The 13,805-nt window shown below is 73.0% G+C and carries 9 protein-coding genes and 1 tRNA gene; 8 read left to right on the top strand and 2 right to left on the bottom strand.

The features are described 5' to 3' along the window. Positions 1-181 precede the first annotated feature (181 nt). Positions 182-1,723 (top strand): aldehyde dehydrogenase family protein, encoded by a 1,542-nt coding sequence (locus ACFZDE_RS14975; protein ID WP_391200133.1) that lies wholly within the window; start codon positions 182-184, stop codon positions 1,721-1,723. Positions 1,724-1,970: 247 nt separating this feature from the next. Here the strand turns inward: ACFZDE_RS14975 and ACFZDE_RS14980 are convergent, their stop codons facing one another. Then, complete coding sequence (locus ACFZDE_RS14980) at positions 1,971-3,314, bottom strand: DUF2254 family protein (protein ID WP_391200134.1); 1,344 nt, start codon at positions 3,312-3,314, stop codon at positions 1,971-1,973. A gap of 141 nt (positions 3,315-3,455) precedes the next feature. On the opposite strand from ACFZDE_RS14980, the gene ACFZDE_RS14985 reads away from it, so the two are divergent. Next, positions 3,456-3,540 (top strand) — tRNA-Leu (locus tag ACFZDE_RS14985). Positions 3,541-3,678: 138 nt separating this feature from the next. Here ACFZDE_RS14985 and ACFZDE_RS14990 read toward each other — a convergent pair. Beyond that, positions 3,679-5,475 carry a helix-turn-helix domain-containing protein gene (locus ACFZDE_RS14990; protein ID WP_391200135.1) on the bottom strand — a complete coding sequence of 599 codons (1,797 nt, stop codon included), beginning with the start codon at positions 5,473-5,475 and terminating at the stop codon, positions 3,679-3,681. A gap of 246 nt (positions 5,476-5,721) precedes the next feature. Between ACFZDE_RS14990 and ACFZDE_RS14995 the strand changes: the two genes are divergently transcribed. The 6 genes from ACFZDE_RS14995 (at position 5,722) to fusA (ending at position 13,792) form a co-directional block, all read left to right on the top strand. Continuing rightward, the gene (locus ACFZDE_RS14995; RefSeq protein ID WP_391200136.1) at positions 5,722-7,470 is read left to right on the top strand and encodes an FAD-dependent monooxygenase; all 1,749 of its coding nucleotides are present in this window, start codon (positions 5,722-5,724) and stop codon (positions 7,468-7,470) included. Between the two features lie 64 nt (positions 7,471-7,534). Beyond that, positions 7,535-8,407, top strand: a complete 873-nt coding sequence (locus ACFZDE_RS15000) for a dioxygenase (protein WP_391200137.1) — start codon at positions 7,535-7,537, stop codon at positions 8,405-8,407. Continuing rightward, positions 8,404-9,510 carry an iron-containing alcohol dehydrogenase gene (locus tag ACFZDE_RS15005; protein WP_391200138.1) on the top strand — a complete coding sequence of 369 codons (1,107 nt, stop codon included), beginning with the start codon at positions 8,404-8,406 and terminating at the stop codon, positions 9,508-9,510. Before ACFZDE_RS15000 ends, ACFZDE_RS15005 begins: the two co-directional genes overlap by 4 nt. A 9-nt stretch (positions 9,511-9,519) precedes the next feature. Further along, the gene (locus tag ACFZDE_RS15010; protein ID WP_391200139.1) at positions 9,520-10,362 is read left to right on the top strand and encodes an NAD(P)H-binding protein; all 843 of its coding nucleotides are present in this window, start codon (positions 9,520-9,522) and stop codon (positions 10,360-10,362) included. Between the two features lie 138 nt (positions 10,363-10,500). Continuing rightward, entirely contained in the window at positions 10,501-11,415 is a 915-nt protein-coding gene (locus ACFZDE_RS15015) for a YceI family protein (protein ID WP_391200140.1), read from the top strand. A 334-nt stretch (positions 11,416-11,749) separates the two neighbouring features. After that, entirely contained in the window at positions 11,750-13,792 is a 2,043-nt protein-coding gene (gene fusA, locus ACFZDE_RS15020) for an elongation factor G (RefSeq protein ID WP_391200141.1), read from the top strand. Positions 13,793-13,805: the final 13 nt, after the last annotated feature.

The following is a 13,805-nucleotide window of genomic DNA, read 5'->3' on the forward strand; positions in this document are numbered from 1 at the left end:
AGGTCGACCGCCGACCCACCCATGTGGATTGTCGGGTCGACCGCCGACCCACCCATGCCGGTTCCCTGGTCCATGGACGGGCCCGGCTGACCCACGCCGTGCCCCGGCCGATCGATGGCCGGGCAAGCCCGCCCCACCCCGAACTCCCGCCCCGACTGTGCACCGAGAGCGGAGCAACCCCATGGCACCCACCCTCACCCTCAAACCCGGCACGTCCTGGCCCGACGCCTGGCGACGCTGTCTCGCCGTCGCTCCCGAGGCCTTCCGCGACGACCGGGTCCTCAACCTCTGGAACGGCGCCTGGCAGGAGGACGGCCGGGCCCTGCCCGCCGTCAGCCCGGTCGACGGCAGCCCGATCGCCGGGCCGCCGCGTCTGGACGGCACCACCGCCCACCGGGCCGTGTGCGCCGCCCTCGACCAGCACCGCGCCTGGCGTCACCTCCCCCTGAAGGAGCGCCGGGCCCGGGTCGCGGCCACCCTCGACGCCCTCACCGAACACCGCGGCCTGCTCGCGCTGCTGCTCGTCTGGGAGATCGGCAAGCCCTGGCGGCTCGCCCAGGCGGACGTCGACCGGGCCATCGACGGGGTCCGCTGGTACGTCGACGGCGTCGAACCGATGCTCGCCGACCGCTCCCCGCTGGACGGCCCGGTATCCAACATCGCCAGCTGGAACTACCCGATGAGCGTGCTCGTTCACGCATTACTGGTCCAATCACTGGCAGGCAACGCGGTCATCGCCAAGACCCCGACCGACGGCGGCGTCTCCTGTCTGACCCTGGCCTGTGCCCTCGCCGCCCGCGAGGGAGTTCCCGTCACCCTCGTCAGCGGCAGCGGAGGCGAGCTGTCGCAGGCGCTGGTGCGGGCACCCGAGATCGGCTGCGTCTCCTTCGTCGGCGGCCGCGACACCGGAGCCGCCGTCGCCACGGCCGTCGCCGACCTCGGCAAACGACACATCCTCGAACAGGAAGGACTCAACACCTGGGGCATCTGGAACTACTCGGACTGGGACACGCTCACCGCGCTGATCCCCAAGCTCTTCGACTACGGCAAGCAGCGCTGTACGGCGTACCCGCGCTTCGTCGTCCAGCGGCACCTGTTCGACGCCTTCCTGGCGGCGTACCTCCCTGCGGTGCGCACGCTCAGGGTCGGGCATCCGCTCGCCGTGGAGCAGCCTGACGACCCGTACCCGGAGCTGGACTTCGGGCCGGTGATCAACGCGGCCAAGGCGAAGGAGCTGCGGGACCAGGTCGCCGAGGCGATCGAGCGCGGCGCCGTACCGCTGCATCGCGCCACACCCGACGACGCCCGCTTCCTGCCCGGTCAGGACACCTCCGCCTACGTCCAGCCGGTCACGCTCCTCAACCCGCCCTCGTCGTCTCCGCTCCACCACTCGGAGCCGTTCGGCCCGGTCGACACGATCGTCCTGGTCGACACGGAGGCGGAGCTGCTGGCCGCGATGAACGCCTCCAACGGCGCGCTGGTCGCCACGTTGTCCACGGACGACCGGGCGACATACGACAGGCTCGCCCCGCAGATCCGTGCGTTCAAGGTCGGCCACGGCGCGCCCCGCTCCCGGGGCGACCGCGACGAACTGTTCGGCGGGCTCGGCGCGTCCTGGCGCGGCGCGTTCGTCGGCGGCGACCTGCTCGTGCGCGCGGTGACGCGAGGACCGCAGGGGGAGCGGCTGCCGGGCAATTTCCCGGAGTACCAGTTGCTGCCCTGACGTAGGGGGGTGCGTCCGGCGCCGGTTCCCGGCGGGGTTCATGAGGGAGGGGGCCGGAGCCGGACGCCGAGCGGCTTGAGGTAGCGCGGCCCGGTACTTCGAGGAGTCGTGGCGTCACGCCGTCTCCGCGTCGCGACCTCGCAACCTCCCGACTCCTCGTGAGGTCATGCCGTCACGCCGTTACGCCATAGGCCGTCACCGCCGTATGCCGTCGCCGCCGTATGCCGTCACGCCGCCACACCGCTGTTCAGCCGATGCCCTGCCGGTCCGGGCGCAGGGCGAAGTCACGGTCCGGCGCGGGTTGTGCGGTCAGGGCGACGGCCTGCCGGAGCAGTTCACGGTGGCGCAGCAGCGGCTCGCGGCGTTCCGGCGGGGCGAGCAGGAGGAGGTCGTCGAGGCCGGCCAGCATGCGCCGGGAGATCTGCGGGCTCCCGACGGCGCAGCCCCGTACCTCGGTGAAGCCGAGATCCACCAGCTCGGTCCAGTCGGGCACGGGTTGCACCAGGCGCACGGCACCGGCCCGGTCCCGGTGCAGGGCGGCGTCCAGCGGGCGCCGGCTCAGCGCGGCCAGGAACTGGACGATGCGGTCCAAGGCCTGGACGGCGGTCGTCGGATCGTTGATCGCGGGGGACAGGGCACGCAGCGCGATGTCGGACAACTGCCGCAGCCCGAAACCGAGATCCTGGTGGTAGGTCCGCTCCACCCCGACCGAGAGCGCGTAGCGCAGCGCCCGGCGCGGTGGGACGGGCCCGCCGTGCACCGCCAGCACGGGCATGCCCGGCACCACGAAGTCCCCGATGCGCGGAATCAGCCGCAGCACCACCCCGTGTTTGCGCGCCACGCGCAGCAGCCGCGCGATGTGCACGTCCCGCAGCACCCCCGCCCGGCCCTCGTGGGGCACCCACGCGGTCTCCGTGCCGGGGGCCGGAGCCTCCTGCCCGCTCACCGGCACGGGCATCGACGCGGGCACCCGGAACGACTCCGAGGCGATCCGCGCGATCACATGGCTGATCCGCATCAGCCGCAGGGTCGCGTTCACGTAGAGCACGAAGAGCAGCAGGCTCAGCCCGACCAGGCAGAGCGTGAGGACCGACTGCACCAGGGGCACCGTAGTGACGGCCCGCGGGTCTTCGACGGTGTCGAAACTCGTCAGGACCAGCAAGGTCAGCACGAAGGTCGCCAGGAACACCGCGAAGGTGGCCTTGGTGATCCGACTCCGGACGAAGAGCCGCACCACGCGCGGGGTGAACTGCCCGCTCGCCATCTGCACCGCCACCAGCGAGATGCTGAAGACCACACCGATGAAGGTCATCATCGCCGAGCCGACCGCGCTCACCACGGCCTTCGCGTCCTCCGAGAACCGCAGCAGCTCGTCGAGCGTCTCGTAGTCCTTCTCCTGCTGGAGCGCGTCGACGATGGCCGTGTCGAGCGCCTCCGCCCCGACCCACACCACGAAGACGCTCACCATCGCCGCGGTGGGGGCGAACCAGAACGTGTCCCGCAGATGCTCCCTGAGCGGTGACAACGCACGCGGACGACGTCCAGCCGCCCTCGTCGCCGAGGAGCCCTGCGTAACCATCCAGTCACTCATGGTGCGACCCTAGAGGTATCGGCCCCCGAGGTCCCGGACCCCCGCCAGACGGACGGAAACGCAGGTGAAAGGCACTCCGAAAGCTTGGTATTGTTGTCCGTGTCGCCGCGGGGAGCACCCCTGGCACGGCGGCGGACACCGGTCCGGGTGGCGGAATGGCAGACGCGCTAGCTTGAGGTGCTAGTGCCCTTTATCGGGCGTGGGGGTTCAAGTCCCCCCTCGGACACAGATCAGCTCGGGCGGGTCGAGATCATCTCGGCCCGCCCGAGCTGTTGCGCGTCCTGCGTCCTCGGCAGTCCACGGCTGTTATCGGCTGTCCATGGCTGCCATCGGCTGTCCACGGCTGCCATCGGCCGGCATCGCCTCAGCGCCGGTACTCGCGCAGCTTGCGGTACAGCGTCGCCCGGCCGATCCCGAGTGCGGCCGCCGTGCGTGCCTTGTTGCCGCCGTGGCGGCGCAGCGCCTCCAGGATCGCGGCACGCTCGGCCTGCTCCATCGGGTTGAGCGGGCGAGCGGCCGGGCCTTCCCGTACGGCGTCCGGCAGCTCCGCGCGACGGACCGGCCCGGACACCCGCCGGTGCTCCGCGAGGGCCCGTACGACATGGGCCAGCTCGGTGATGTTGCCGGGCCACGGGTACGCCTCGAGCGCGCGCAGGGCGTCCAGGGTCCAGGTCAGGGGAGGTTGCCCGGGGGCCGGGTGAGGGGTGAGCGCGGGCAGGAGTTCCCGGATGTCCTCGGCGCGTTCCCGCAGAGGCGGCAGGGTCACCGAGCGGGCCGACAACTTGTCCAGCAGGCGCTGGAGGCAGGGGCCGACCGGGGCGCCGGGTGTGTAGGTGACCAGCAGCCGGGTGTCCGGATGCTGGTCGAGCAGGGAGTTGAGCGCGGCCACTCCTGGCTGCGCGAGGCGCTCGGCGTGCCGCAGCAGCAGGAGTCGGTCGGGCTGCCAGCCGGACTCGCTCCGGTCGGATTGCCAGTCGGAGGGGCTCCGGTCAGGCTGCCAGCCGGACGGGCTCCGGTCGGGTTGCCACGCGGACAGGGCCCGGTCGAGGCCGGCGTCCCGTGCCGCGTCGGCCTCCTGGACGGGGTCCGGGCCGAACAGCTCCCGCGCCAGGGTCGCCTTGCCCGTTCCGCGCTCGCCGATCAGCAGCAAGGGTTCGGCGGGGCGGACCAGCTCCACCGCCCGCCCGACGGCGTGCCGCCAGGGGAGCGAGGAGCCGGTCAGGGTGACCGGCGGGGACGGGGCAGGCGCAGGGGGCGGCGGATCGTCGAGCGGTTCCAGGACGGCCACGATCCCGATGGTCGTGCCGTCCAGCCGTACCGGGGTGACGCCCGCCGTGCACCCGGCCCCCTCCGGCAGTCGCGCGACGCCCGTGACGTCCCGGTGCCGCGCGTCGGCCGCAGTGCGCTCCAGCGCCCCGAGCACCTCGGGCGTCAGCAGCCGTTGCGCCGCGCAACTGACGAGCCGGTTGCGGCCGTCGAGTGCCGCCACGGCCCGGTCCGGCCCGCGCGCGGCGCGCACGTAGGCGTCCAGCAGCGCCCGCTCGCCCCGCCCGGCCCGGGCCCGCAGCTCCGTCTCGACCGCCGCGACCGTCGCCTCGGCGAAGGCCGCCTGAGGATGCGGCGGTCCGGGGCACAGTCGTGACGCGACCGTCACGGTGCCCAGCACCTGTCCGCTCTCCGGTCCGAGCACCGGGACGCTGACGGCGGAGACGTCCTGCCAGCGATCGAGGAAATGCTCGGGGCCGTGAACCTCGGCCCGGCTCCTCGTGCGCAGGGCGAGCGCCGCGCTGTTGTGCCCGACCTCCTGCTCCGACAGACCGGCGCACCCGCCGAACCCGGGTACGTTCCCGGCCGTCCACAGCACGCGCAGCCGCTCGTCGGTCAGGACGAGCAGCGCCCGGCCCGCACCGAGGGCGGGGACGATCCGGTCGAACACCGGCCGGGCGGCGCCGAGCAGAGCCGACTCCCCGGGGAGCCGAGGACACGCTGCCGGTTCCTCCAGGTCGTGCGGTACGCCGAAGAACCGGGCCCGCCGCCACGCCGCGACGACCTCCTCCGGCACGCCCCGGGGCAGCGGACGCCCCGACAGGAACCGCTCACGGGCGATGCGCAGGGAGGGCCGGGCGGTGGTGGCTGCGGGGGAGGCGTCTGTGGTGGTCACGGCACGAACCACCGTAGCGGGTTCAGTTGAACGGGAAACAACCGCGGTCCCGCTGCACCCCGAACCGCGCCATGAGGCACCCCAGGACCGCGCCCCGCCCCGCACCTCCGCCGACAGCCCTGTGTCTCGTATTGAGACACCCGCGCGCAGCCGATACCCCCCATGCTCATGCACGTCCCACGCCTCACACCCCACGTCACGCCGCCCGATCCGTCCCTCTCTCTCTCCCCCCCCGCAGGAGCGCCCGTGTCCACCGTCGTCGAGACCGACGTCCTGATCGTCGGCAGTGGCCCGGCCGGTGCCTCGGCCGCGCTCGCCCTGAGCACCTACGGCGTCCCCAACACCGTGGTGACCCGCTACGCGAGCCTCGCCGACACCCCCCGCGCGCACATCACCAACCAGCGCACCATGGAGGTGCTGCGCGACCTCGGCGTGGAGCAGGAGGTCGTCGCGCAGGCCACCCCGCAGCACCTGATGGGCAACACGACGTTCTGCACGAGCCTCGCGGGCGAGGAACTGGGCCGGGTGCGCTCCTGGGGCAACGACCCGCTCGTGCAGGCCGAGCACGAACTCGCCAGCCCCACGCGCATGTGCGACCTGCCGCAGCACCTCATGGAGCCGGTCCTCGTGAACGCGGCCGTCGCGCGCGGCACCCGGCTCCGCTTCCAGAACGAGTACCTCTCCCACACCCAGGACGCCGACGGCGTCACCGCCACCGTCCGCGACCGGCTGCGCGGCGACACGTACGAGATCCGCGCCAAGTACCTGATCGGCGCCGACGGCGGACGGTCGAAGGTCGCCGCGGACGCCGGGCTGCCGATGGGTGGTCAGATGGGCGTGGCGGGCAGCATCAACATCGTCTTCGAGGCGGACCTGAGCCGGTACACCGCCCACCGCCCGGCCACCCTCTACTGGGTCCTCGCCCCCGGCGCGACGGTCGGCGGCATCGGCGCCGGCCTGGTGCGCTGTGTGCGCCCCTGGAACGAGTGGCTGATCGTCTGGGGCTACGACGTGAACGCCGGCGCGCCCGACCTGACCACCGAGTACGCCGAGTCGGTCGTCCGGTCGCTGGTCGGTGACGACGACATCCCCGTGACCGTCAAGTCGTCCTCGGCGTGGACCGTCAACGAGATGTACGCCGAGACGTATGCCGACGGCCGGGTCTTCTGCGCCGGAGACGCCGTGCACCGGCATCCGCCGTCCAACGGCCTCGGCTCCAACACCTCGATCCAGGACGCCTACAACCTCGCCTGGAAGCTCAAGCTGGTCCTCGACGGCACCGCCCACCCCAGGCTGCTCGACAGCTACACCGCCGAGCGCGCCCCGATCGGCCGGCAGATCGTCACCCGAGCCAACCGGTCCATCCGCGAGACCGCCCCGGTCTTCGAGGCCCTCGACGGGCTCTCCCCGCAGACCCCTGAGCAGTTGTGGGCCAACATCGCCGCCCGCAAGGACGCCACGAAGGCAGCCGAGCAGCAGCGGGCCGCACTGCGCGAGGCCATCGCCTTCAAGGTCTACGAGTTCAACGCCCACGGCGTCGACCTCAACCAGCGCTACGACGCCGGGGAGTCCGCCGCGATCGTCCCGGACGGCACGCCCGACCCCGGTTTCGCCCGCGACCACGAGCTGCACCACCAGCCGTCCTCCCGCCCCGGCGCCCGGCTCCCGCACGCCTGGATCACCTCCGGCACCCGCACGCTCTCGACCCTCGACACCGTCGGCCGGGGCCGCTTCACCCTGCTGACCGGCATCGGGGGAGAAGCCTGGGTGCGGGCCGCCGACGCGCAGGACGTGGAGATCGCCACGGTGGTGATCGGCCCCGGGCAGCGGTACGAGGATCCGTACGGGGACTGGGCGCGGCTGCGGGAGATCCCGGACGCGGGCGCCCTCCTGGTACGTCCGGACGGTTTCGTCGCCTTCCGGCACGCCTCCGTCGGCCCGGACGCCGAAGAACTGCTCACGGACGCGCTGCGGCGCATCCTCGGGCACGCCTGACCCGCGCCATCATGGAAGCAGCGGAAGAGCCGTCAGAGGCGGACGTCGACGACGAGGAGCCGGGATGACCACCGACGACGCGACCAGGGCCGATGTCACCGAGCAGGTCCTCGCCGGCCTGCGCGGGACCGCCGACCCGCGGCTGCGCGAACTGCTCACCGGCCTCGTCCGCCACCTGCACGACTTCGCGCGCGAGACCCGTCTCACCCGGGAGGAGTGGGAAAAGGCGATCGCCTTCCTGACCGCGACCGGCCGGATGTGCACCGACACCCGGCAGGAGTTCATCCTGCTGTCGGACGTGCTGGGCCTGTCCATGCTGGTGGAGACGCTGAACGGCGAGCGCGCGACGGGCGCCACCGAGTCCACCGTGCTGGGTCCCTTCCACATGACCGAGTCGCCGGTACGCGCGCTCGGCGACGACATCGACCTGGCCGGCGGCGGTGAGAAGTGCGTCGTCAGCGGCCGGGTGCGGTCCGCCGACGGCACCCCGCTGCCCGGCGCTGTCGTCGACGTCTGGCAGGCCGACGACAAGGGCTTCTACGACGTCCAGCAGCCCGGCGTCCAGCCCCCGGGCAACGGACGGGGGCTGTTCACCGCCGACGCCGAGGGCCGCTTCTGGTTCCGCACCTGCGTCCCGGCGGCGTATCCGATCCCCACCGACGGCCCCGTGGGCGAGTTGCTGCGCGCGACCGGACGGCATCCCTACCGCCCCGCGCACATCCACTTCATCGCCACGGCCGAAGGGCATACGCCCGTCACCACGCACATCTTCGTCGCCGGCGGCGACTACCTCGACTCCGACGCGGTGTTCGCCGTGAAGCGGAGCCTGATCCAGGACTTCGCCGAGACCGACGATGCGTCGTCGGCCCGGGAGTTCGGCGTGGAGAACCCCTTCCGGCACGCCCGCTTCGACCTCGTCCTGGAGCCGGCCGTATGACGTTCCAGGAGGAGTTCACGTACGAGACCCGGCCCGTGCGGGTGGTGTTCCGGCCCGGCGCGGCCGTCACCGCGACTCGGGGCGAGGCGGCGCGCCTGGGCCTGGGGCGGCTGCTCGTCGTGTGCGGCAGCCGGGGTGAGCGCGTGGCCCGGGCGGTCGCGGACGCGCTCGGTGACCGTTGCGCGGGTGTGCACGCCGAGGCGCGGATGCATGTGCCCGTCGAGGACGCCGACCGGGCTGTCGCGGCCGTCCGGGCGGCCGGGGCGGACGGCTGCGTCGCGGTCGGCGGCGGCTCCGCGATCGGGCTCGGCAAGGCGATCGCCCTGCGTACCGGACTTCCGCTGATCGCCGTGCCGTCGACCTACTCGGGCTCGGAGATGACCCCGGTCTGGGGCCTGACCGAGGGCGGCGCCAAACGTACCGGCCGCGACCCGGTCGTCCAGCCCCGCAGCGTCGTCTACGACCCCCGGCTCACCCTTTCCCTGCCCGTGCCCCTGTCCGTGACCAGCGGCATCAACGCCCTCGCGCACGCCGTCGAGGCGCTGTACGCCCCTGACGTCTCGCCGCTGGTGTCGGTCATGGCCGAGGAGGGCGTGCGGGCCATGTCCGAAGCCCTGCCCCGACTGGCCGCCGACCCGGACGACCTCGACGCGCGCGGCCGGGCGCTGTACGCGGCATGGTTGTGCGGGGCGTGCCTCGGCGCGACCACGATGGGGCTGCACCACAAGCTGTGCCATGTCCTCGGCGGCACCTACGGCCTGCCCCACGCCGAGACCCACACCGTGGTCCTGCCCCACGCCCTCGCCCACAACGCCCCCGCGGCCCCGCGGGCGTTGACGGTCCTGCGCCGCGCCCTCGGAGTCGACGACGTGCCCCGCGCCCTGTGGGACCTGGCCGGCCGCCTCGGCGCCCCGCGCTCCCTGGCCGGACTCGGCCTCACGGAAGCCGACCTGACCCCGGCGGCGGAACGGGCCGCGGGCGAGCCGTACGCCAACCCGCGCGAGGTGACGGTGGAGGGGGTGCGGGGCGTCCTGCTCGCGGCGTTCGAAGGGAGCCCGCCGGACTCCGGCTCGCGGACAGAAGGTGACCGCAAGCCTTCCTAGGGTCGTGGCATGACTCAGACGCAGAGGATTCTTGTCACCGGCGCCACCGGAACCGTCGGCCGTCAGGTCGTCGCCGAACTGCTCGACCGGGGGCACGAGGTGCGGGCCCTGACCCGCGACGCCGCGAGTGCCGCCTTCCCGGCCGGGGTCGATGTCGTCGAGGGTGACCTGACCGAACCGGAGAGCCTGGCACGGGCCCCGGAGGGCGTCACCGGACTCCACCTGATCACCTTCGGCGGTGCCGTCTTCAGCCCGCTGGAAACCGGCCCCCGGATCCTGGAACTCACCCGCTCCGCCGGTGTCCGCCGCGTCACCGTGCTGCACGGCGGCGGCCCCACCCCGCTGGAGGACGCGGTACGGGCCGACGACGGCGTGGACTGGACGGTGCTCATGCCCGTCGAGTTCATGGCCAACGCCCTGGAGTGGGCGGACGGGATCGTGACCTCGGGGGAGGTGCGGGAGCCCTTCGTGGACCGGCTGAGCGCCATGGTCCACGAGGCGGACATCGGCGCCGTCGCGGCCGTCGCGCTCACGGAGGAGGGGCACGGCGGCCAGGAGTACGTGATCACCGGCCCCGAGGTGCTCACGGTCGGCGACAAGGTGAAGACCATCGCCGACGCCGTCGGCCGGGAGATCGCCCTGGTCGAGCTGACCCAGGAGCAGGCCGTCGCACAGTGGCGGGCGGCGGGTCTCCCGGAGGACACCATCGGCTTCCTGCTCATGGCGTACGGAGACACCCCCGAGATCGGCCGTACGGTCTCCGGCACCGTCGAGAAGGTCACCGGACGCCCGGCGCGCACCTTCACCCGGTGGGCGGCCGAACACGCGGACTCCTTCACAGGACGGTCGTGACTGTCTCGTATTGAGACACCCGGACCGCGATCCGGTCCGTCAAGATCGACAAGGGGGTGTGACCGCAGCAAGGTGCGGCCGTCGGCCTGCGCGAAAGCGCCGACCGCACGGCCGCACACCCGAAGAAAGGTGACCACCATGGCCCTCGCCCTGCTCCGGCGCCGGTGGCTCAAGAACACCCCCGCCGCGGCGGCGGGCCTCGCCCTCCCCCTCCCCGACGGCGCGGGCGCCGTCGCCCGCGAGGTCGTCGACCCGATGGGCTCGCCGCTGGCGGCCGCGGACGTCACCGTCACCGCCCTGGACACCCACCGCGTCGCCGTCCGCGGCACGACCGATCCCTACGGCTACTTCCTCGCCGCGCTGCCGCCCGGCCGCTACAGCCTGCTCATCTCGGCGGAGGGTCTGCGGCCGCACCGCGAGACGATCGAGACGGGCCCGGGCACCCCGACGGCCACCGAGCGCGTCTGGCTGCAACCGGCCGAGGCGCTCCAGCTTCCGGCCCCCGGCACCTGGCTGTTCGATCCGCCGCACACGGCGATCCGGTTCATCGCCAAGCACGTCGGCATGGCCCATGTCCACGGCCGCTTCGAACGCTTCGAGGGCGGCATCCGGATCGCCCCGGACATGGCCGACTCGCGCGTGCACGTCAGGATCGACGCCTCCAGCATCACCACCGGCAACACCACCCGCGACAACCATCTGCGATCCGCCGACTTCCTTGACGTCGAACGCTTCCCGTACATCGACTTCACGAGCGCGCGCTTCGCCTACCGCGGCGGCACCAAGTGGACGCTCCAGGGCTCCCTCACCATGCACGGCGTCAGCCGCTCGGTGGCCCTGGACACGACCTACCTCGGCACCGTGAACGGCGGCTACGGCCAGGAACTGCGCTGCGCGGCCCTGGCGACGGCGGAACTCCACCGCGAGGACTACACCCTCAACTGGCGCTCCATGCTGGCCCGCGGCATCGCGGTGGTCGGCCCGACGGTCCAACTGGAGCTCGACGTCCAGGCGATGTACCGCACCCACGACACACCCACACCGCCGGAGTAGCGGTCGAATAACCTCTGGCACCGTCCCCTCAAGTCTCCCTACACTCACGCACGTACCCGCGCCGCCCACGACCCCGGCGGTGCACCGACGGTGACGGACGAAGGGAGGCCGGCATGTGTGAGCACACCGCTGTCGGCGTCTCCCTGCCGCAGCACGAGGTGATCCTGGTGTCTTCGTCGCCCCGGTGTCCGCTGCGCGGCGGCACCGGCTGACCGGGACGAACACCCGGCGACGCCCGCTGACCTCGACATGACGTCAGGTCCCGGTGACACCTGCCTGTTTCGCCCGGCAATCGCGCTGCCCCTGCTCTGATCGCATCGAAAGGCCCTGGGCCGTGCGCACCCACCTCAACCCACTCGCCGCCGTCCGCAACCTCGGCATCCTCGCCCACGTCGACGCCGGCAAGACCACCGTCACCGAACGGATCCTGTTCGCCACCGGCACCACGCACAAGCGCGGCGAGGTCCACGACGGCACCACCGTCACCGACTTCGACCCGCAGGAGCGCGACCGCGGCATCACCATCTTCGCCGCGGCGGTGAGCTGCGTCTGGGACGGTCACCGGATCAACCTCATCGACACCCCCGGACACGTCGACTTCGCCGACGAGGTGGAGCGCGCGCTGCGGGTGCTCGACGGGGCGGTGGCCGTGTTCGACGCGGTCGCCGGGGTGGAGCCGCAGAGCGAGTCGGTGTGGCGGCAGGCCGACCGGCACGGCGTACCGAGGATCGCCTTCGTCAACAAGATGGACCGCGCCGGGGCCGACCTCGACGCGGCCGTGGCGTCGATCCGGGCGCGACTGCACCCGGCGCCCCTGCTCGTGCAGGTGCCGATCGGTACGGAGGACACCTTCACCGGTGTCGTCGACCTGGTCCGCATGCGGGCACTGCGGTGGGACGACGGCGGCTCCGTCGAGGAGACACCGGTGCCGGACGGCCTGCGCGGCGAGGCCGTCGCCCGCCGCCGGGCACTGGAGGAGGCCGTGGCGGAGCTGCACCCGGGCGCGCTGGAGGAGTTCTGCGACACCGGCACGCTCACCGCGGGGAGCCTCACATCGGCGCTGCGCGAGCTGACCCGGGACGGTGACGGCGTGGTCGTGCTGTGCGGCTCCGCGTACCGCAACCGCGGTGTCGAGCCGCTGCTCGACGCGGCCGTGGCCTATCTGCCGTCGCCCCTGGACGTGCCGCCGGTCCGCGGCACGCACGAGGGCGAGGAGCAGGCGCGGCCCGCCGATTCCGCGGCACCGGCCGCCGCCCTGGCGTTCAAGGTGCACGCCACCCCGACAGGGCGGCTGACCTACCTGAGGATCTACTCGGGCACGATCGAGAAGGGAGACACCCTGTGGGACGCGACCGCGCGCCGCACCGAGCGGATCGGGCGGATCCTGCGCGTCCGGGCCGACCGGCACGCCCCGCTCGATCGGGCCGTCGCCGGGGACATCGTCGCCGTCATCGGTCTCAAGTCCGCCCGCCCCGGCTCCACCCTGTGCGCACCCGGCGTTCCGCTCCTCCTGGAGCCGCCCGGTGTGCCCGAGCCGGTCGTGTCGGTCGCGGTGGAGCCCCGCCGCGCCGGCGACACCGACCGGCTGGCCTCGGGGCTGGCCCGGCTGACCGAGGAGGATCCCTCGCTGGTCGTGCGGACCGACCCGGAGACCGGGCAGACCGTGCTGTCCGGCATGGGTGAACTGCACCTGGAGGTGGCGGTGGAGAAGCTCCGGCGCGAGCTGGGGCTGGAGGTCAACGTCGGCCGCCCCCGGGTCAGTCACCGCGAGACCGTCGGCCGGGGCGTGTCCGGCGCGGTCTTCCGGCACGTCAAACAGGACGGCGGGGCGGGTCAGTTCGCCCATGTCGTCCTCGATGTGGAGCCGTACGAGGAGGGAGATTTCGCGTTCCGCTCGGCGGTCGTGGGCGGGCGGGTGCCGCAGGAGCACGTCCGGGCGGTCGAGGCGGGCTGCCGCGACGCCCTCGCCGAAGGGCCGCTCGGCGGGCACCCGGTGACGGGTCTGCGCGTCACGCTCACCGACGGGGCGACCCATGTGAAGGACTCCTCGGACACGGCGTTCCGCACGGCCGGCCGCCTCGGTCTCCGTGAGGCCCTGCGCGCCTGCGCGATGGTCCTGCTGGAGCCGGTCGTCGAGGTCACGGTCACCGTGCCCGAGGAAGCGGTCGGCGGTGTGCTCGGCGACCTCGCCGCCCGGCGCGGCCGGGTGACCGGCTCGGTCACCCGTTCCGGCGCGGCGATCGTCACCGCCACCGTGCCGCTGGCCGAACTGTTCGGCTACGCGACCCGGTTGCGCAGCCGCACCCAGGGCCGCGGCACCTTCACGGCCCGCCCCACCGGCTACGCCCCGGCACCGGTCGCGGCGCCGACGCGGTAGCGCCCGGAGCGGG

Source organism: Streptomyces sp. NPDC007929, from assembly GCF_042959065.1.
Classification (GTDB): domain Bacteria; phylum Actinomycetota; class Actinomycetes; order Streptomycetales; family Streptomycetaceae; genus Streptomyces.